Origin of the sequence: Marinobacter nauticus (assembly GCF_003634635.1) — a bacterium.
GTDB classification, from domain to species: Bacteria; Pseudomonadota; Gammaproteobacteria; order Pseudomonadales; family Oleiphilaceae; genus Marinobacter; species Marinobacter nauticus.
Window position 1 is genome coordinate 516,477 of sequence record NZ_RBJB01000004.1, and the last position, 18,635, is coordinate 535,111.

The following is an 18,635-nucleotide window of genomic DNA, read 5'->3' on the forward strand; positions in this document are numbered from 1 at the left end:
ACCTTACTGTTGGCCAGATTGAGTTGAAGCGTGATGAGCATTGGTGCGAGCTTTCAGGTCTCGCAGTACTTCCAGTTCTTCGGCAGTTGGTGCCGGGGTGGTTTCCAGCTGGTCCGCGAAGCGGATTTCCCAGCCGGTGGCCTCGATCACGTCTTCCCGGGTCACATTCGGGTGCAGGGAGGTGACCACCAGCTCCTTGGTCTCCGGATCCGGCTTGAGGATGCACAAGTCGGTGATCACCACGGTGGGGCCGCGGCCGATGTTCGGGACCTTGTCCCGGGCCTTGCCGTCACGGCCGAAGCCGACGGTGGTCACGAAGTCCACGTCCTTCACGAAGGTGCGCCTGGAGTGCTTCACGGTAATGAACACTTCCTTGGCGTTAGTAGCAATCTCCGGAGCGCCACCGCCACCGGGCAGGCGAATCCTGGGCTCACGGTAATCGCCGATCAGAGTGGTGTTCAGGTTGGCGTAGCGGTCGATCTGTGCGGTGCCCAGGAAGCCGACGCTGATATGGCCGCCCTGCAGCCAGTAGCGGAACATTTCAGGTACGGAGACGGTGGTCAGGGCTGATTCGCACAGCTCGCCGTCGCCGATGGATAAAGGCAGCACGTCCGGCTTGGTCTGCAAGGTGCCGGATTCGTAGATCAATGTGACATCCGGGGCGTGGGTCAGGCGCGCCAGGTTGGCGGCCTCGCTGGGCAGGCCGATACCCACAAAGCAGGTCATGTCGTTGGTCAGCGCCCGGGCAGCGGTGACGCTCATCATTTCGGAAGCGGTAAATTCAAGGCTCATCACGCAGCTCCTTTCTCGAAAACGTTCTCTTTCAGCCAGGCCTGGAAGGTCTCGCGGTCGCGGGCGATGCCGTCCCAGTCCTTGTAGAAAGCGTTGTCACGGTCGTAGTAGCCCAGGGCATAGGACGGCTTGGCGCCTTGGCGGGCCTCGGCAATGGCGGTGATCGCCCAGGACGGGAGCACGCAGGCATTTACCGACGCGCCCAGGTCGTCCACGATTTCCTCAACGGTGACGATGCTGCGCCTGGCGGCCAGGACGACCTCTTTCTGAATGCCAACAATGCCTTCAATCAGCACGTTGCCCTTGCGATCAGCCCGCTGGGCGTGGATTACCGCTACATCCGGGCGAATGGAGGGTATCGCTGCCAGGCGCTCTCCGGTGAACGGGCATTCGATGAACTTGATCTGGTCATTCACTTTGGGCAGGTCGCTCCCCACATAGCCGCGCAAGACGGCCAGCGGCAGGCCGGCCGCTCCGGCTTCATAGGCGTTGGCCATGGCGGCGTGGCTGTGCTCCAGGATCTCCAGCTTGTTAGGCCAGCCTTTTTCCACCGCGTCACGCAGTCGATGCAGGGAACCCACGCCGGGGTTGCCGCCCCAGGAAAAAATCAGCTTTTTCGCGCAGCCGGCGCCGATCATCTGGTCGTAAACCAGGTCCGGGGTCATGCGGATCAGAGTCAGATCGCGCTTTTCCTGACGGATGATTTCGTGGCCCGCAGCAAACGGGATCAGGTGAGTGAAGCCTTCCATCGCCACGGTGTCACCGTTGTTGATGTATTTGCTCACCGCTTCCTTGAGGGGAAGAAACTCGGCCATCGCAGTGCCTCCTGTATCACTTCTGTGATTAGTTCGTAACACGAACATAAGTTTAATATGCGAACATAATGGCGCGATTGGTTTTGGGTCGTCAAGTACAAATTTTCACCAGTTGGCAAAAATGCACGGATGTTCGGAGTGCGAACCAGCTGTTACCATGCTCGGATATCGAGCTTTGCAGGGCGAAGGAGCCGGAATGGACGAATCGATACTGAAGCCGGGGGACCGGGATTATGTTGGAGCGCTGGCCTCGGGGTTGGAGGTGCTGCAGGCATTTGACGCCGACCACCCCAGAATGACCCTGAGCGAAGTGGCGGCGCGTACGGATATGGATCGCGCCAAGGCCAGACGGTTTTTGCTGACCCTCCACGCTCTGGGATTTGTGAAGCGTAGCGGCCGGCAGTTCGAGTTGACGCCCCGGGTACTGCAGCTGGGTTATGCCTATCAGGCCTCCAATCAGTACCGGGCGGTGATCCAGCAGTACCTGGAAGACATCACGGCGGAGCTGGGAGAGTCGTCTTCGCTGGCGGTGCTGGATGGCGATGAGGTGGTGTATGTCGTGCGTTCGGCCGCGCGCCACCGGCTGATGGCGATTACACTGTCGGTGGGTACCCGACTGCCAGCGGCTTATACCTCGATGGGGCGGGTATTGCTGGCGCAGTTACCGGAACCGGAGCTTGAAGCCTGTCTTGAACGGATCAGGCTTGAACGCTACACCTCGTCGTCGCTGACGGACAGGAACGCTTTGCGTGAAGAAATCAGCAAGGTGCGCGAGCAGGGCTATGCCATTGTGGATCAGGAACTGGATCTGGGCCTGAGATCGGTGGCGGTGCCTGTGTTTACCGCCAGCGGAGAACTGTTGGGTGCGTTGAATATCAGTACCAACGCGGCCCGTGTCGATATGGATACCCTGCTCAATACCTATTTGCCCAGGCTGCAGTTGGTGGCCGACAAGGTTCGGCAGACGGCTCGCTGATTACGGGTAACGGCCGGTCAGCCGGTTCTCAACCAGTTCTGCCAGTATGGTGTTGGTCAGGCGCATGACCGCATTCGGGTTCTCGCCGCGCCGACGGGAAGCGATCACCGGCGTGGTGATATTGTCGTCTTCCAGCGGCATGTAATCCACACCTTCCCGTTGCAGACGGCGCACCTGCTCTGGCACCAGGGTGAAGCCCATGTCAGAGGCCACCAGCGACAGCGCCGTCTGAACATCATTGACCTGTTGTATCACATTCACCCTGAGGCCGCGGCGGTGAAACAGGCCCTGGGTAATGTCTGAAAAGTTCGGCCCGGCACCCGCTGGAAAGGTGATCATAGGAACCTCTGAGAGCTCTTTCATTGAAGGTGGATGCCGAGTAAGCGGATGGTTGGCTGGCACCGCTGCAATCATCGGTTCGTCGAAGAGAAGTTCCTGCTCGACGTCCGGGTCCTGAATGTTCAGACGGCCAAAGCCGATATCGATCTTGCCCGCTTTCAAGGCTTCAACCTGTTCCCGGGTTTTCAGCTCGTGCAGCACGATTTCCAGATTCTTGTTCTGCCGCAGCCGTCGCACCATTAGCGGCAGCTGGCCGTAAAAGGCTGAGGGCACGAAGCCAATCGAAAACAGGGTTTTCCGATGGCGCGCAATCCTGCGGGTGTCGTCGATGGTGGCGTTAACCTTGTCCAGCACCTGCTTGGCCTGTTCCAGAAAGTATTCACCCCCGGTGGTCAGCTCCAGCCCGCGGGGTTTGCGAATGAACAATTCCACGCCCACTTCTTCTTCCAGCTGCTTGATGGCCCGGGTCAGGGGCGGCTGGGCAATAAACAGTTTTTCGGCAGCACGGGTCAGGTTGCCGGCTTCGGCCACTGCGACGAAGTAGCGCAAGTGTCTCAGCTCCATCCATACCTCCAGGGTATCGGTTATTACTTAATCAATATTGGTTCACGCTGGTGAAACTTCGTAGTGTTCGAATCACAGGATTTTTACCTAGCGATTCGGAGCAGCCATGTCAGCCACCATTCAGTCCATCGAAGCGATCCTGGTCGATATCCCGACCATCCGCCCGCACAAGCTATCCATGACAACCATGGGGGTTCAGACCATGGTGATTGTGCGGGTGAGGGATTCTGATGGCCTGGAAGGTCTCGGTGAGGCGACCACCATCGGTGGTCTGGCCTACGGCCCGGAAAGCCCCGAAAGCGTAAAGCTTACGATTGAAACCTATTTCAAACCGCAACTGATTAACCAGCCTGCCGGCAACATCAATACCCTGAGGGTAATGTTAGACCGCTCGACCCGCGGTAACAACCTGGCCAAGTCAGCCATCGAGACCGCGCTGCTGGACCTGCAGGGCAAGCGATTGAATCGCCCGGTCTCAGACCTGCTCGGCGGGGCCCTGCATCAGCATGTTCCGGTGCTCTGGACCCTGGCCAGCGGTGATACCCGAAAAGACATCGAAGAAGCCCTGGGGCTGATCGAAACTCGTCGTCACTGTGACTTCAAGCTCAAGATCGGTGCCCGTCCGGTGATGGACGATGTGCGTCATGTGGCGGCTATTAAAGAAGCCGTGGGTGACAGCGCCAGTGTCCGTGTGGATGTCAACCAGGCCTGGGACGAAGCGACTGCGGCCAAAGGCATGGCCGAATTGCAGTCGGCTGGTATCGACCTGGTAGAGCAGCCAACGCCGATGAAGGATCACGCCGCGCTGGTGCGTCTGTCTGAGAAATTCCATCTGCCCATTCTGGCCGACGAGGCCGTGGCCGATGCCAAAGATCTTTACAACCTGGCCGCTGCCGGTTTCTCCGGTGCCGTGGCCATGAAAATCGCCAAGGCCGGTGGACCGGTACAGGCACTGAAACAGGCCGCGGTGGCCCAGGCTGCCGGCATTGGTCTGTACGGCGGCACCCTGCTGGAAGGCACCATCGGCACCGCTGCTTCTCTGCATGCCTGGTCGACCCTGGAAACCCTGCACTGGGGTACCGAGATGTTCGGCCCGCTGTTGATGAAAGACGACATCGTGGCCAAGCCGCTGCATTTCCATAACAACGGCGTTGACCTGCCGCAGGGCCCGGGCCTCGGCATCGAAATCGATGAAGACAAGCTGGCCCGGTATCGCCGCAAGGCCTGAGCCGACAAAGATTCAGTAAACGGAGGAATGCACATGCTGTTCAAAGTCGAGATGAAGGTGAATATCCCTCACGACATGCCCGCCGACGTGGCGGCAGACATCAAGGCCCGGGAAAAAGCCTACGCCCAGGACCTGCAGCAGCAGGGCAAGTGGCGTCACCTGTGGCGGGTAGCTGGCAGCTACGCCAACGTCAGCATTTTTGATGTGGCCGACAACGCCGAGCTGCAGGACCTGGTCAGCAACCTGCCTTTGTTCCCCTATATGGACATCACCGTCGCGCCCCTGTGCCGGCACCCGTCGTCGATCCATGAGGATGATCGCTGAACGCAAACACACCGTTGCCATCTGATGACCTGATTTGAGCAACAAGAATAATACTGAGGAGAACCACCATGACCGTTAAAACCATGCAAACAGCCGATGTGAAGGACCTGCTGGAGAAAGTCGCCGGCTTCAACCAGGACGGTGGAGATGAGCGGGTGAAGAAGATTGTTCACCGTTTCATGCACGATGTTTTCCAGCTGATTGAAGACTTCGATGTGACTCCGGAAGAGTTCTGGCAGGCTGTGTATTACGTTGGCGACCTGGGTAAGAACGGCGAGGCGGCCCTGCTGGCCCCGGGCCTGGGTATGGACAAATACCTGGACATCCGCATGGATGCCGAAGACGAGCAGGCCGGCCTGGCGGGCGGCACGCCGCGCACCATCGAAGGCCCGCTGTACGTGGCCGGTGCGCCCATGAGCGAAGGTTTTGCCCGCATGGACGACGGCTCGGATGAAAACGCAGAGACCATGATCCTGACCGGCCAGGTGACGGAAGAGAATGGTAATCCGCTGGTCAACGCGGTGGTGGATGTCTGGCACGCGAATACCATGGGCAACTACTCCTACTTTGATCAGTCCCAGAGCGAGTACAACCTGCGCCGCCGTATTCGCACCGATGAAAACGGCCGTTACACCGCGCAGTCCATCATCCCGGCTGGCTACGGCTGCCCGCCCGAAGGTTCCACCCAGGCGCTGCTGAACCTGCTTGGTCGCCATGGCAACCGCCCGGCCCATATCCACTTCTTTATCTCCAAGTCCGGCTTCAAGCACCTGACCACCCAGATCAACCTGGCGGGTGACGAGTACACCTACGACGACTTTGCCTTCGCAACCCGCGAAGAGCTGGTAGTCGAAGCCAACCGCATTGACGACCCGGCGCAGGCCGAGGGGTATGGCCTGAACAAACCGTTCACCAAAGTGGAATTCAACATCCAGCTGGTCTCCACCGACAAGCCAGAGCTGCAGAGCCGCCACGAGCGCAAGCGTGCGCTGGAAGGCGAAGCCGCTTAAGCCATCAACCTTTAATTGACACGTTTTGTGATCCGACCGGCCCGTACATGCGGGCCGGCACCGGGGCCCCTCGCGCCCGAAAAAACGGTAGTCACAACAACAAGAGGGAGTGACGAACATGACTCGCCAACTCGACAGACTTGAAAAGCAGATCCGTGGGGCGGTAGAAGCCGACCCGACCACCGGCCACTACCGCTGTGATCGCAGCATCTTCACCGACGAGGAGCTGTTTGAGCTGGAGATGAAACACATCTTCGAAGGCAACTGGATTTTCCTGGCTCATGAAAGCCAGATTGAGAATCCGGGCGACTACTACACCACCACGGTGGGTCGTCAGCCGGTGATCATCACCCGGACCAAGGATGGCGAGCTCAAGGCGATTCTGAACACCTGTACCCACCGCGGTGCCACCCTGTGCCGCAAAAAGCGCGGCAACAAGACCTCCTTCACCTGCCCGTTCCACGGCTGGACCTTCAAGAACGACGGCAAGCTGCTGAAGGCCAAGGATCAGAAGAAAGGTGGTTACCCGGACAGCTTCAACGTGGACGGCTCCCACGACCTGAAACAGCTGCCGAAGTTTGAAAACTATCGCGGCTTCCTGTTTGGCAGCCTGAATGCCGACGTGCTGCCGCTGGAAGAGTATCTGGGCGAAACCACCAAGGTGCTGGATGCCATCGTCGACCAGGCGCCGGAAGGCCTGGAGATTCTGCGCGGCGCGTCTACCTACACCTACGAGGGTAACTGGAAGCTGACTGCCGAAAACGGCGCCGACGGTTACCACGTCAGCACTGTGCACTGGAATTACCTGTCTACCATGGGCCAGCGCAACTATGAGAAGGGTGGCACCGAGGCGGTGGACGCCAAGAGCTGGTCTAACGAAGGCGGCTTCTACTCCTTCGACAACGGCCACATGATGCTGTGGACCCGCCTGACCAATCCGGAAGTACGCCCGGTCTACAACCAGCTGGAGCGCCTCGAACAGGAAGTGGGTGAGGCGAAGGCTGACTTTATCGTGCGCACCACCAAAAACCTGTGCCTGTACCCGAACGTGTACGTGATGGACCAGTTCTCCACCCAGATCCGGGTACTGCGCCCGATCGACGTTAACAAGACCGAGATCACCATCTACTGCTGGGCGCCCAAGGGTGAATCTGCCGAGAACCGTGCCAAGCGCATTCGCCAGTACGAAGACTTCTTCAACGTCTCCGGCATGGGCACCCCGGACGACCTGGAAGAATTCCGGGGCTGTCAGGAGGGTTACTACGCCAAGGGGGTGAAGTGGAATGACATGAGCCGTGGTGCACAGCACTGGATAGAAGGTGCCGACGACTGGGCCAGGCGCATCGATATGAAGCCGATTCTCAGTGGCGCCAAACCGGAAGACGAAGGTCTTTACGTCACCCATCACCAGCACTGGGTGGAGGAGATGACCAAGGCCATTGAAACCGAGCGCGCACGCTTTATTTCGCTGTCAGAGGAGGCTTCCGCATGAGCATGTCATACGAGCAGATCCAGGCCTTTATCTACCGGGAAGCCCGTTTGCTGGATGACCGCCAGTGGGATGAGTGGCTGAAGTGCTACCACGAAGATGCCACCTACTGGATGCCGGCCTGGGACGACAACGACGAGTTGACCGAGGACCCGCAGGCTGAGATCTCGCTGATCTACTACCCGAACCGTAACGGCCTGGAAGATCGCGTCTACCGACTGAAAACCGAGCGTTCCGGCGCCAGTTCCATTCCGGAACCGCGCACCGTGCACCTGACCAGCAACCTCGAAATCCTGGAGCGGGACGGCGACACCGTGAAAATCCGGTTCAACTGGCAGACCAACAGCCACCGCTACCACAAAACCCAGAGCTTCTTCGGCGTGTCTTTCTACACCCTCGACTGCAGTGGCGAACAGCCGCTGATCACTGGGAAGAAAGTGGTCCTGAAAAACGACTACATCAATCAGGTGATTGATATCTATCACCTGTAATTGATGGGGAGAGCATCATCATGAGTTACAACATCGCGCTTAATTTTGAAGACGGCGTTACCCGTGTGATCACCTGCAACGAAGGTGAAACCGTACTCGACGCCGCCTACCGGGCCCAGATCAACCTGCCCATGGACTGTTCCGACGGTGTCTGCGGAACCTGCAAGGGTTCCTGCCACCAGGGCGAGTTCGATATGGGTGACGAGTACATCGACGAGGCGCTGTCTGACGAGGAAGCCGAGCAGGGCATGGTGCTGACCTGTCAGATGGTGCCCTCCAGCGACTGTGTGGTGGAAATTCCGGCCGCTGCATCGCTGTGCAGCAAGGCCGGTAACGAGTCCGTGACCGGTACTGTGGGCGAGGTCAACCTGATTTCCCCGACCGCCATCGAGCTGAAGATCACCGCAGATGCGGATATCGGCTTCCTGCCGGGCCAGTATGTGAACATTCAGGTGCCGGGTACCGAGGAAACCCGCGCCTACTCGTTCAGCTCCCGCCCCAGCAGCCGCGAACTGAGCTTCCTGATCCGCAACGTGCCTGGGGGCCTGATGAGCTCCTGGCTGGTAGGCAAGGCCAAGACTGGTGACAAGGTCACCCTGACCGGCCCCATGGGCGTGTTTTACCTGCGCCCGGTGCAGCGCCCGGTGCTGATGCTGGCCGGTGGTACCGGCCTGGCGCCGTTCCTGGCCATGCTCGAAAGCCTGAAGGAAAAGGGCTGCGAGCAGCCCACTCACATGATCTACGGCGTCACCAACGACGATGACCTGGTGGGACTGGCAGCTTTGGAAGCATTTGCCGAAGCCATAGACAACTTCACCTTCAAGACCGTGGTGGTCAGCGACGAAAGCATGCACCCACGCAAGGGTTATGTGACCAACCACATGGAAGACGCCCCCATCAACGATAGTGATGTGGACGTTTACCTGTGTGGGCCACCTCCGATGGTCGATGCGGTGCTGGGTTATTTCCGGGAACAGGGAATTGAGCCCAACTCGTTCCACTACGAGAAGTTCACCCCCAGCGTATCGGCCGTTGAGGAGAAAGTGGCATGACCCCGCGCTTCACCGACAAGGTGATGGTAGTGACGGGGGCCGCCCAGGGCATTGGCCGGCGGGTGGCCGAACTGGCCGCCGACGAAGGTGCCCGTCTTGTACTGGTGGACATCGCGGACTACGTGCAGGGCGTTGCTGGCGAGCTGCGCGACCAGGGCGTTGAAGCCCTGGCCGTGCAGGCCAACCTGGAAACCTGGGAAGGCGCAGAAAGGGTGATGGCCCAAGCCCACGAGCAGTATGGCCGCATCGACATCCTGATCAACAACGTCGGTGGCACCATTTGGGCTCAGCCCTTCGAGCATTACCAGCCGGAGCAGATTCAGAAGGAAATCCAGCGTTCGTTGTTCCCGACCCTGTGGTGCTGCCGCGCCGTTCTGCCCTACATGGTGGAGCAGAAAGGGGGTGCCATCGTGAACGTGTCATCGGTGGCCACCCGTGGTCTGATGCGGGTGCCCTACGGCGCCGCCAAGGGTGGGGTGAACGCCATGACTGTGAACCTGGCGTTTGAGTATGCCGAGCACGGCATCCGGGTGAACGCCACCGCGCCGGGTGGCACCGAAGCACCTCCCCGGCTGACGCCACGGAACACCGAGGCGCAGGGCGAACAGGAAAAAGTCTGGTATCAGACCCTGATTGACCAGACCAATGCCAGCAGCTTCATGCACCGCTACGGCACCCTGGATGAGCAGGCGCAGCCGATCCTGTTCCTGGCATCCGATGCTGCCAACTATATCACCGGAACCATCCTGCCCGTGGCCGGGGGCGACTGCGGCTGACGGGCATTCAACCCAACCTCCGACAAAAACAAGATATGGAGTGACAGACCCATGAGAAATATAGACGTCAACGACGTTATCGATAACGCCACCTTTACCAGATTCCACTGGAAGGTGTTGTTCTGGTGCACCCTGATCATCATTTTTGATGGCTATGACCTGGTGATCTACGGCGTGGTACTGCCACTACTGATGGAACAGTGGAACCTGAACCCCTATGTGGCCGGGCTGCTGGGCAGCAGTGCCCTGTTTGGCATGATGTTCGGAGCCATGGGCTTTGGCATGCTCTCTGATCGGCTCGGGCGCAAGAAAACCATCCTGATGTGTGTGGTGCTGTTCAGTCTCACCACCGTCATTAACGGCTTCGCCACCACGCCCTGGCAGTTCGGTATTCTACGCTTTATCGCCGGTTTGGGTATTGGCGGGGTGATGCCCAATGTGGTCTCGCTGATGAGCGAGTACTCGCCTAAAAAGAGCCGTAGTACCCTGGTGGCACTGATGTTTTCCGGTTATGCCGTCGGTGGCATGATGTCAGCGGGTCTGGGCATCTGGATCGTGCCGAATTTTGGCTGGGAAATCATGTTCTATCTCGCTGCGGTGCCCCTGCTGCTGTTGCCGCTGATGATGAAGTTCCTGCCGGAATCCGTGGCTTTTCTGATGGCACAGAAGCGTGAAGGGGAGGCTCGCAGCATCCTGCAGAAAGTGGCACCGGTACACGACATCAGCGAAATGGATACCCTGACCGTGCCGGCTACGACCGAGAGCAAGGCGCCGGTTCTGGAATTGTTCCGGGGCGGTCGTGCCTTCAGCACCGTAATGTTCTGGATTGCCTTCTTCTGCTGCCTGCTGATGGTCTATGCTCTGGGCTCCTGGTTGCCAAAGCTGATGTCTCTGGCCGGCTATGAGCTGAGCTCCAGCCTGATGTTCCTGATGGTGTTGAACATCGGTGCGATCTTCGGCGCTGTGGGCGGCGGCTGGCTGGCAGATCGATTGTCCCTGCGCACGGTGCTGGTCAGCTTCTTTATTCTGGCCTCGATGTCGCTGGTCATGCTCGGCTATGAAAGTCCGATGTGGTTTCTGTATACCCTGATGGGCGTGGCCGGTGCCACCACCATTGGCTCGCAGATCCTGCTCTACGCCTATGTGGCCCAGTACTACCCCACCAGTATCCGCTCCACCGGTCTGGGCTGGGCATCGGGCATTGGCCGTAATGGCGCCATTGTCGGGCCCATGATTGGCGGTACGCTGCTGGCTCTGGCCTTGCCGCACCATATGAATTTCCTGGCCCTGGCGATTCCCGGCGCCATTGCCACCGCCGCTATTGCCCTGGTGGGCCGGCAATTTGGCCCGGCGCGGGACCGTGAGAACGCAGAGGTGAGCCTGGCAACCAGTAACTGATGAATCAGCGTTGAGGTGACCTTGAGGGACAGTCAGTCATTCGGACCCCTCTTTGCCCCGGCACGATCGTGACCGGGGCTTTTTTGCTGTTACACAGCTCAAACAGAACTCAATAACAAGGAGCTGAACATGCCCCAGTTGTTTCGGGACTTGTCTGTGTCTGCGGTTGCCGCAGGATTTCTGGCGGTGCTGGTGTCCTATGCCGGGCCTTTGGCGATTTTCTTCCAGGCCGGAGCGGCAGCGAATGTGTCGCCGGAGATGATGACCTCCTGGGTCTGGGCCATCTCCATGGGAGCGGCGGTTTCGGGAATTTTCCTGTCGATATGGCTCAAAGCACCTATAGTCACGGCCTGGTCGGCGCCGGGTACGGCGCTGCTGGTGGTGCTGTTTCCGGAGCTTTCGCTTAACGAAGCCGTGGGGGCGTACATCACCGCCGCGCTGATTATCTTTGTCATTGGTGTTTCCGGCACCTTCGATGCGTTTGTGCGCGTCATTCCCAAAGGGGTGGCGGCGGGTATGATGGCGGGCATCCTGTTTCAGTTTGGTCTGGGCGCCTTTGCTGCCATTGAAACCACGCCGGCCCTGGCCATCGGCATGCTGGTTGCCTATGTGGTGTTTCGTCGCTTTACACCGAAATACACTTTGGTGCTTTTGCTGATGGCCGGGATCATCCTGGCGGTAGTGCTGGAGGATGCCTCCCTGGCCGGTGTAAGCCTGAACCTGGCGGTGCCCAGACTCATCACACCGGAATGGAGCTTTGGCGCGACCCTCAGCCTGGCCATTCCCCTGGTGCTGGTGAGCCTGACGGGCCAGTTCCTTCCCGGCATGGCCATTCTCCGGGGCGCCGGCTATCGGGTGAAAGCCAAGCCGGTGATTGCGGTGGCCAGCCTTGTGTCCCTGCCCATGGCGCTGTTCGGCGGCATTACCACGGTGGTGGCGGCCATTACGGCCGCGATCTGCACGGGCGAGGATGCTCATGAAAACCCGGACAAGCGTTATGTGGCCGGGGTATTTAATGGCGTGTTCTATCTGGTGGGAGCACTGTTTGCCGGCACCATTGTCGCCTTGTTTACTTCATTGCCTTCGGCCTTTGTGGCGGTGCTGGCAGGCCTGGCATTGCTGGGGGCTATTGCCAATAACCTGTTTGCCGCACTGGAGGAGGTCAGTCACCGGGAGGCGTCGCTGATCACCTTTCTGGTGACCGCGTCCGGATTATCGCTGTTCGGATTGTCGTCGGCGTTCTGGGGGGTGGTGATCGGTTACGGTTGTTACCGGGTGCTCAACGGCGGGAAATAGAATTGGGCTGGCAGGCGCCAGCCCAATCGGGACGTCAGTTTTGCTGAAGGGCCTGCAGCACAGCCTTGGCAGCGCCTTCGGAAGACGCCGGGTTCTGGCCGGTAATCAGCTTGCCGTCCACCACAATGTGCGGTGCCCAGTCATCGCCCCGGCTGTAACGGGCGTTGTTCTGCTTGAGCATGTCTTCCAGCAGGAAGGGCACAATATTGGTGAGCTGCACAGCATCTTCTTCGGTATTGCTGAAACCGGTGACTTCACGGCCGCCCACGATGTTCTGGTCCGGTTTTATGAACACATTCTTGAACACGGCAGGAGCATGGCATACGGCGCCGATCACCTTGTCCTGCTCGTAAGCGGTTTTGATCAGGGCTATCGACTTGTCGTCCTCGGCCAGATCCCACAGCGGGCCATGGCCACCGGGGTAGAAGATGGCGTCGTACTGATTCATGTCCACGTCGGCCAGTTTTCTGGTGCTGGCCAGCATTTCCCGGGCATGGGTGTCTTCACTGAACCGCCGGGTGGACTCGGTCAGTGCATCTTCAGCCTCGCTGTTCGGGTCAACCGGTGGCTGGCCGCCTTTAGGGGATGCGAGGGTGATGTCGGCGCCTGCGTCTTTGAATACGTAGAACGGCGCAGTGAATTCTTCCAGCCAGAAACCGGTTTTATGGCCGGTGTCGCCCATCTGGTCGTGGGAGGTTAGTACCATCAGAATCTTCATACCAGTCGACCCTCCTGTCGGGAGTCCGGGTGTATTTCGTTCGTCTCACTACATCAAATTGTGATGATCGCTAGGTTTTCAACCGTCAGTACGTTGGCACTGGCATATTGGATGCTCATTAACGGCTATACTGCGAGGGTAGTTATCGCACATGTAACGTCATGGACCAGGACGGATTTATATGAGGTGGATTGCCTTGAAAGGCGTGCTTGCCGGCATTCTGATGCTGCTTTGGGCGCCTGGTGTTCTTTCACAACAGGGCACTGAAACAGTAGAGCCACTGACGGTGACCGTTGGCGTTGACCACTCGCCGCCCTACCGTATTCTCGAGCCGTCGCAAAAATCCGGTCTTTATCTTGAGCTATTCGAGGAAATTGCCGACCGGCTAGGCTGGCGTGTGCAGTACCGGGAGGCGCCATTCCGGCGCATCTTGCTGCTGATGCGCAGGGGTGAGGTGGATGTCATGCTGGGGCCGCTGCGTACCGAAGAACGGGAAGAATTCATGACCTTCGTGGCTCCGGCTTTTCCGCCGGAGCGGCGTCTGTTTTTCTACGTGAGCGAGAGTAACCGTATTGAGCGATACAGCGATCTGCCGGGAAAAGTCATCGGTATTCTGGAGGGCGCCCGTTACTTTACCCGGTTTGACAACGATCAGGCTCTGCATAAAGAGTCTGCGGCCCACTACGAAAACCTGATGATGATGCTTCAAAGAGGGCGGGTTGATGTCGTGGTGGCCCCCGAGCTGGTTGGTTTGTATACGCTGAGAGCCCAGGGGATAGAAGCGAACATTTCACCGTTCTTCGTGCCGGGTGACCGCTCCTGGATTGCGGTTTCGAACCAGTCTCCTGCCCGCCGGTATGCAGAAGATATAAGGGCAGCACTGAAATTGATTGAACGCGAGGGGATTCGGGAAGACCTTGTGCTGAAGTACCAGGAACAAAAAGCCTATTGATCGATTTCCATGGTTTATACCGATGCTCCCCTGCTAAAAGGAACTTAGGGTGCTTACCTTTGTCTGTGATCGTTTGACAGGTTTTGGCAAAGGAACTGGTATGAAGACGATTCGATTGTGGGATCTCCCCACCCGGCTGTTCCACTGGTTGCTGGTAATTGCTGTGGTTGGGGCAGTGGTGACGGTCAAACTGGGCGCTGGCTGGATGGCCTGGCATGAGCGTTTTGGACTGGCGGTTGTTGGCTTGCTGGCGTTCCGGGTGGTCTGGGGGCTGGTGGGCTCCACTTACGCGCGCTTCAGTCAGTTTATATCGGGGCCAGGGGCGATGATCCGTTATCTTAGGGGCCAGTGGCAGGGCGCAGGCCACAATCCCCTTGGTGCCTGGTCGGTGCTGTTGTTACTGGGACTGTTCGGTTTTCAGGCTGTTACCGGTTTATTTTCCAATGATGAAATTGCCTTTAACGGCCCACTCTACCGGCTGGTGTCGTCGGGCTGGAGCGATACCCTGAGCAGCTGGCACCGTCTCATGGAATGGGGGCTGTACGCCGTGGTTGCCCTTCATGTCCTGGCGGTGCTGTTTTACACCCACGTGCGTAAGGATAATCTGGTAAAGCCGATGGTGACTGGCCGAAAGCAGGTTCAGAGCTCAGAGCTGAAAGACGCCAGCGGCGGTGGCTGGCTGGCAATGATCATTGCACTGGCGATTGCCGTTACTGTGGTCTGGGCGGCGAGTGGCGGACTGATTCCGCCACCGCCGCCACCGCCCCAGAATCTGGGTTGGTAAGCCCCTTGGCCTACTTGGCGCGGAAGTTGTCGTGGCAAGCCTTGCAGGTTTCACCGACTTTGGCGAACTGGCGTGCAATCGCGGCCTGGTCGCCGGCTGCAGCCAGTTCCTGCAGTGCGTTGGCTTCACGGACGAAGCTGACCGCAATTTCCTGAACCTTCATCGGCTCCTCAAAGAAGTTGGGCTTGAGGCGGGTGTTCTCGGCCCGGTCATTGGCGCTGTCACGGCTGTAAAGCACGCTCATGCCGGAGTTGGCCACGGCTGCAATGGCTTTGGCGGCTGCGGCAACCTGGTTCTGGTCAAACGCTGCGGAGCCATCCACGGTCTGGGCCTTGATTTTGCCCATGTTCCAGGACGCAAACTGGTAGGCGGCCTGGCGGGTTTCGATCTGGTCTTCCACGCTCATCTGGGCCACGGTCGGGGTTGAGATCGCGGCCGCAAGCACCGCAACGGAAACAAAACGTTTATTCATTCCAGGTCCCTCTCTTGGTGTGATTGGTGATAATGCAAAAATGCTCTATAAAGGCGTGGTTATAAGCATGCTACCTGTATAGACTCATTCCTGACAGCTATAAGAAACGAAAGTTCAATCTGAGGAGTTGCACGATGTCGATCTGGACGGTTACCCCTAATCTTGAGCAAATGACAGAGGCCAGCAAAAACACCGCGGTCAGTCATATGGGCATTGAATACCTCGAAATCGGTGACGATTATGTGAAAGGCCGGATGCCGGTGGATGAGCGCACCGTCCAGCCATTCGGGATCCTGCATGGTGGTTCCTCCGTCGTGTTGGCGGAAACGCTGGGCAGCATGGCTGCCAACTGTTGCCTGAAAGATAAAAATACGGTCGCTGTGGGGCTGGATATTAATGCCAATCATATTCGGCCTGTTACCGGGGGATGGGTCTATGGCACGGCGAAGGCCATACACATCGGCAGTGCAACGCAAGTATGGGAAATCCGCCTGGAAAACGATCAAGGCAAGGTGACCTGCATTTCCAGGTTGACCATGGCGGTAACCCGCCGCTCGTAAGAAAACAGGGAGCGATGGCTCCCTGATTCCGACCTTGCGCGTCGATTTGCGAAATAAGCTCGCCATCCTTGATTAATATCAAAAGAAAATCGTTTGCCGGGACTGTCGCCCTGCTATACTTAAAATAGTTGAGGATGTTAACTAAATGCCATGAGGTTGTTCCTCACGGGAAGGTTTCACTGTGCTGAAAATTCGTTGTAACAGGGTGTCTTCGAAAGCGCACAAGTTCTGGTATGCGTTGCTCTTTTTGCTATGCGCATCCTTTGGTCTGCGAGCTGCCCCTTTGTCTGAGTGTTCAACGCTGAGAGTGAGTGGTAATCCGGAGTATCCGCCTCTCCTATGGCCGAGCGTGGAGTCGCCGGATCTTTTAAATGGCGCGGTTCCTCATTTCCTGCGGGAGTTGGTGGAGCCCCTGGGTATCAAGGTCAATGTCCGCAATATTGGGTCCTGGGCGCGGGTACAGCGGTTGGCAGAGTTGGGGGAGATCGATCTGGTGGCCGGAGCCTTTATCACGGCAGAAAGATTGGGGTACCTGGATTATGTTCTTCCGCCCATGATTCATCTCGATACCAATGTCTGGGTGCCGCGGCAAAGGATGTTTGAGTATCGGCACTGGCCGGACCTGGAGGGGAAACAAGGCAGCACCCTGATCGACAACAGTTTCGGTGAGCGGTTCGACAGCTTTGCCGCCGATCACCTGGATATCCTCGGCGTCCGCTCCATTCACCAGTCCTACCTGATGGCCGATATCGGTCGTATCGATTATGTACTGTACGAGTTGTTGCAGGGGCGGGCGAAGCTGGCCCGGTATGGCATGTCGAATGACTTTGTGGCGCTGGAGCCCCCTGTGAGCAGAGAAGGCCTGTTCTTCGCGTTTCCGAAACTTTCCCGCTGCAATAGCAAAGCCTTGCGAGAGGCTTTTGCAGCCAGGTTGCTGGAGTTGACGGAGCAGGGCAGGCTGGAAGAGTTGATTGAAGAGTATCTCATCCGGTATACCGAGGAGGGCCGTTAGCGAGGCCTTCCTGGGTTTAGGTGGCCAGTGTCACTCTGCTTCTTCCTCTGGCCTTGGACTGGTACATGGCCTCGTCTGCGCGACACATCAGATCTTCCAGTCTGCGGTCGCCGTTTCCCAGGCTACTGATTCCGATACTTGCCGACGGCGAGATTCTGCTTTTCTCGTAAGACACCACCAGATTACAAAGCAAGGCCAGCAAGCGGCTCGCCAACACGTGTGCCATCGTCATGTCGGTGTCCGGTAGCAGAATGGCGAATTCCTCTCCGCCCATTCTGGCCACAATATCGCAATCCCGAATCCGGGCTTTCAGTAGCCCGCTGACCTGCTTCAACACTTCATCGCCCGCCTGGTGACCGTAGGTATCGTTGATGATCTTGAAGTGATCCAGATCCATCATGACCAGAGTCAGTGGTGTCTGATGCCTGGCAGACTGGTTCAGCAGTTGCTCTCCGAACTCGAAGAACGCGCGTCGGTTATGCAGCCCGGTAAGTTCATCCTCCAGCGCTGCCGCCCTGGCTTTTTCGTGAGCTGCTCGCAGCTTCAGCTCCATCTGTTTACGTTCGGTAATATCAGTGGCAATCTCCAACCTCACCAGGCGGCCATCGGTCCAGCGGATCGCCTGGTCACGGCACTGGTACCATCGTTGGTCCAGTTGATTCTGGAACTCCCAGACATGGGGTTTGTTGGGCTCGCCCTGATCATTGATCAGCAGGTGATTGGTGCAGAAGCTGCATGGGCCGTCACCGTCCTGAAGCACCTGCCAGCATTTTCGGTTGCCAATGTCACCCCAGATCTGCCGGCCGTAAGCGTTCATGTACAGCAGATCGTGTGTTGTAAAATCGGAGACGTACACCAGGGCATCCAGATTATCGAGTACGGCCTGAAGACCTTCCGGGTGTGTTTCCTCGGTGGCTGGCGGTGTCTGATCCCGGTGAACGGGCAGATTCAGTGACGGAATGCCGGATTTCATGGGGTGTGCGCTGTCTGCTTTTTATTCAGTTTAATTTCCAGTATGGCTTTTGTCATACGATGCTGTCGGCAAAAGCGTGTAAGGTTTGCGGACATTACCTACGTTGGCCGGACAGCCGGGCCAACGAAATTCTGGCTTCATGAGGGTTTGGAAAGGGATGAAGGTGTCCGGGGAAAACTGCCCCTGCGGTAGCGGGAAAGCCTACCTGCTGTGTTGTCAGCCCTGCCATGCAGGCGCGCCTGCCACCACACCGGAGACGTTGATGCGTTCCCGGTTCAGTGCCTTTGTGGTGAAGGATGCCGATTATCTGCTCGAGACCTGGCATCCGGAGACCCGGCCGGCGGAACTGGATCTTTCCGGCTCACCGGAATGGGTTTCGCTGCAGATACTCTCCTCCAGTGCCGGTGTCGACACGGGCCGGGTTCACTTCCGGGCGGTCTATCGTGCCGGTGGTGGTTGGGGTTATCTGGAAGAGCGATCAGACTTCAGCAAAGAGAATGGCCGCTGGTTCTACCGTGAGGGCGAAACCCGCGAGGGAGTGCTGAAGCCCGGTCGAAACGACCCCTGCCCCTGTGGCAGTGGTCGCAAGTTCAAGGCCTGTTGTCTTTAAACGT

Annotated in this window: 21 protein-coding genes; 15 read left to right on the top strand and 6 right to left on the bottom strand. The window is 58.2% G+C overall.

Annotated elements, in window-relative coordinates:
* Nucleotides 1-3: 3 nt before the first annotated feature.
* Nucleotides 4-792 carry a CoA-transferase subunit beta gene (locus C7436_RS13725; protein ID WP_023007762.1) on the bottom strand — a complete coding sequence of 263 codons (789 nt, stop codon included), beginning with the start codon at nucleotides 790-792 and terminating at the stop codon, nucleotides 4-6.
* Nucleotides 792-1,607 carry a CoA transferase subunit A gene (locus C7436_RS13730; RefSeq protein ID WP_121208168.1) on the bottom strand — a complete coding sequence of 272 codons (816 nt, stop codon included), beginning with the start codon at nucleotides 1,605-1,607 and terminating at the stop codon, nucleotides 792-794. The genes C7436_RS13725 and C7436_RS13730 overlap by 1 nt, the downstream gene beginning before the upstream one ends.
* A gap of 196 nt (nucleotides 1,608-1,803) precedes the next feature.
* Here C7436_RS13730 and C7436_RS13735 point away from each other — a divergent pair, with 196 nt between their 5' ends.
* Nucleotides 1,804-2,583, top strand: coding sequence for an IclR family transcriptional regulator domain-containing protein (locus C7436_RS13735; RefSeq protein WP_023007760.1), 780 nt, complete (start codon nucleotides 1,804-1,806; stop codon nucleotides 2,581-2,583).
* On the opposite strand, the gene C7436_RS13740 is transcribed toward C7436_RS13735, so the two are convergent.
* Entirely contained in the window at nucleotides 2,584-3,486 is a 903-nt protein-coding gene (locus tag C7436_RS13740) for a LysR family transcriptional regulator (protein ID WP_121208169.1), read from the bottom strand. It lies immediately after the preceding gene.
* 106 nt (nucleotides 3,487-3,592) lie between these two features.
* On the opposite strand from C7436_RS13740, the gene C7436_RS13745 reads away from it, so the two are divergent.
* From C7436_RS13745 to C7436_RS13785, 9 genes are all read left to right on the top strand, one after another.
* On the top strand, nucleotides 3,593-4,714 hold the full coding sequence (locus tag C7436_RS13745) for a muconate/chloromuconate family cycloisomerase (RefSeq protein ID WP_121208170.1): 1,122 nt from the start codon (nucleotides 3,593-3,595) through the stop codon (nucleotides 4,712-4,714).
* A 33-nt stretch (nucleotides 4,715-4,747) separates the two neighbouring features.
* Complete coding sequence (catC, locus tag C7436_RS13750) at nucleotides 4,748-5,038, top strand: muconolactone Delta-isomerase (RefSeq protein ID WP_121208171.1); 291 nt, start codon at nucleotides 4,748-4,750, stop codon at nucleotides 5,036-5,038.
* Nucleotides 5,039-5,106: 68 nt separating this feature from the next.
* Complete coding sequence (gene catA / locus C7436_RS13755) at nucleotides 5,107-6,048, top strand: catechol 1,2-dioxygenase (protein WP_121208172.1); 942 nt, start codon at nucleotides 5,107-5,109, stop codon at nucleotides 6,046-6,048.
* Nucleotides 6,049-6,166: 118 nt separating this feature from the next.
* The gene (locus C7436_RS13760; RefSeq protein ID WP_121208173.1) at nucleotides 6,167-7,540 is read left to right on the top strand and encodes a Rieske 2Fe-2S domain-containing protein; all 1,374 of its coding nucleotides are present in this window, start codon (nucleotides 6,167-6,169) and stop codon (nucleotides 7,538-7,540) included.
* Entirely contained in the window at nucleotides 7,537-8,028 is a 492-nt protein-coding gene (gene benB, locus C7436_RS13765) for a benzoate 1,2-dioxygenase small subunit (RefSeq protein ID WP_023007756.1), read from the top strand. Before C7436_RS13760 ends, benB begins: the two co-directional genes overlap by 4 nt.
* Before the next feature lie 20 nt (nucleotides 8,029-8,048).
* Nucleotides 8,049-9,080, top strand: coding sequence for a benzoate 1,2-dioxygenase electron transfer component BenC (benC, locus tag C7436_RS13770; protein ID WP_121208174.1), 1,032 nt, complete (start codon nucleotides 8,049-8,051; stop codon nucleotides 9,078-9,080).
* Nucleotides 9,077-9,856 carry a benzoate diol dehydrogenase BenD gene (gene benD / locus C7436_RS13775; protein ID WP_014420250.1) on the top strand — a complete coding sequence of 260 codons (780 nt, stop codon included), beginning with the start codon at nucleotides 9,077-9,079 and terminating at the stop codon, nucleotides 9,854-9,856. The genes benC and benD overlap by 4 nt, the downstream gene beginning before the upstream one ends.
* 51 nt (nucleotides 9,857-9,907) lie before the next feature.
* Nucleotides 9,908-11,254, top strand: a complete 1,347-nt coding sequence (locus C7436_RS13780; protein ID WP_121208175.1) for an MFS transporter — start codon at nucleotides 9,908-9,910, stop codon at nucleotides 11,252-11,254.
* A gap of 129 nt (nucleotides 11,255-11,383) precedes the next feature.
* Nucleotides 11,384-12,550, top strand: a complete 1,167-nt coding sequence (locus tag C7436_RS13785) for a benzoate/H(+) symporter BenE family transporter (RefSeq protein WP_121208176.1) — start codon at nucleotides 11,384-11,386, stop codon at nucleotides 12,548-12,550.
* 34 nt (nucleotides 12,551-12,584) lie between these two features.
* Here the strand turns inward: C7436_RS13785 and C7436_RS13790 are convergent, their stop codons facing one another.
* Nucleotides 12,585-13,268 (bottom strand): type 1 glutamine amidotransferase domain-containing protein, encoded by a 684-nt coding sequence (locus C7436_RS13790; RefSeq protein ID WP_121208177.1) that lies wholly within the window; start codon nucleotides 13,266-13,268, stop codon nucleotides 12,585-12,587.
* Nucleotides 13,269-13,449: 181 nt separating this feature from the next.
* Here C7436_RS13790 and C7436_RS13795 point away from each other — a divergent pair, with 181 nt between their 5' ends.
* Both C7436_RS13795 and C7436_RS13800 read left to right on the top strand, forming a co-directional pair.
* Nucleotides 13,450-14,220, top strand: a complete 771-nt coding sequence (locus C7436_RS13795) for a substrate-binding periplasmic protein (protein WP_023007752.1) — start codon at nucleotides 13,450-13,452, stop codon at nucleotides 14,218-14,220.
* 100 nt (nucleotides 14,221-14,320) lie between these two features.
* Nucleotides 14,321-15,004 (top strand): cytochrome b/b6 domain-containing protein, encoded by a 684-nt coding sequence (locus C7436_RS13800; RefSeq protein ID WP_121208178.1) that lies wholly within the window; start codon nucleotides 14,321-14,323, stop codon nucleotides 15,002-15,004.
* A gap of 10 nt (nucleotides 15,005-15,014) precedes the next feature.
* Here the strand turns inward: C7436_RS13800 and C7436_RS13805 are convergent, their stop codons facing one another.
* A complete protein-coding gene (locus C7436_RS13805; RefSeq protein ID WP_011783880.1) occupies nucleotides 15,015-15,476 on the bottom strand; it encodes a c-type cytochrome in 462 nt (153 codons plus the stop codon).
* 134 nt (nucleotides 15,477-15,610) lie between these two features.
* On the opposite strand from C7436_RS13805, the gene C7436_RS13810 reads away from it, so the two are divergent.
* Both C7436_RS13810 and C7436_RS13815 read left to right on the top strand, forming a co-directional pair.
* Nucleotides 15,611-16,036, top strand: coding sequence for a hotdog fold thioesterase (locus C7436_RS13810; protein WP_014420257.1), 426 nt, complete (start codon nucleotides 15,611-15,613; stop codon nucleotides 16,034-16,036).
* Nucleotides 16,037-16,343: 307 nt separating this feature from the next.
* Entirely contained in the window at nucleotides 16,344-17,048 is a 705-nt protein-coding gene (locus C7436_RS13815) for a substrate-binding periplasmic protein (protein WP_322934349.1), read from the top strand.
* 16 nt (nucleotides 17,049-17,064) lie between these two features.
* On the opposite strand, the gene C7436_RS13820 is transcribed toward C7436_RS13815, so the two are convergent.
* Nucleotides 17,065-18,021, bottom strand: coding sequence for a GGDEF domain-containing protein (locus C7436_RS13820; RefSeq protein WP_121208180.1), 957 nt, complete (start codon nucleotides 18,019-18,021; stop codon nucleotides 17,065-17,067).
* 157 nt (nucleotides 18,022-18,178) lie between these two features.
* On the opposite strand from C7436_RS13820, the gene C7436_RS13825 reads away from it, so the two are divergent.
* Nucleotides 18,179-18,631 (top strand): YchJ family protein, encoded by a 453-nt coding sequence (locus tag C7436_RS13825; RefSeq protein ID WP_121208181.1) that lies wholly within the window; start codon nucleotides 18,179-18,181, stop codon nucleotides 18,629-18,631.
* Nucleotides 18,632-18,635: the final 4 nt, after the last annotated feature.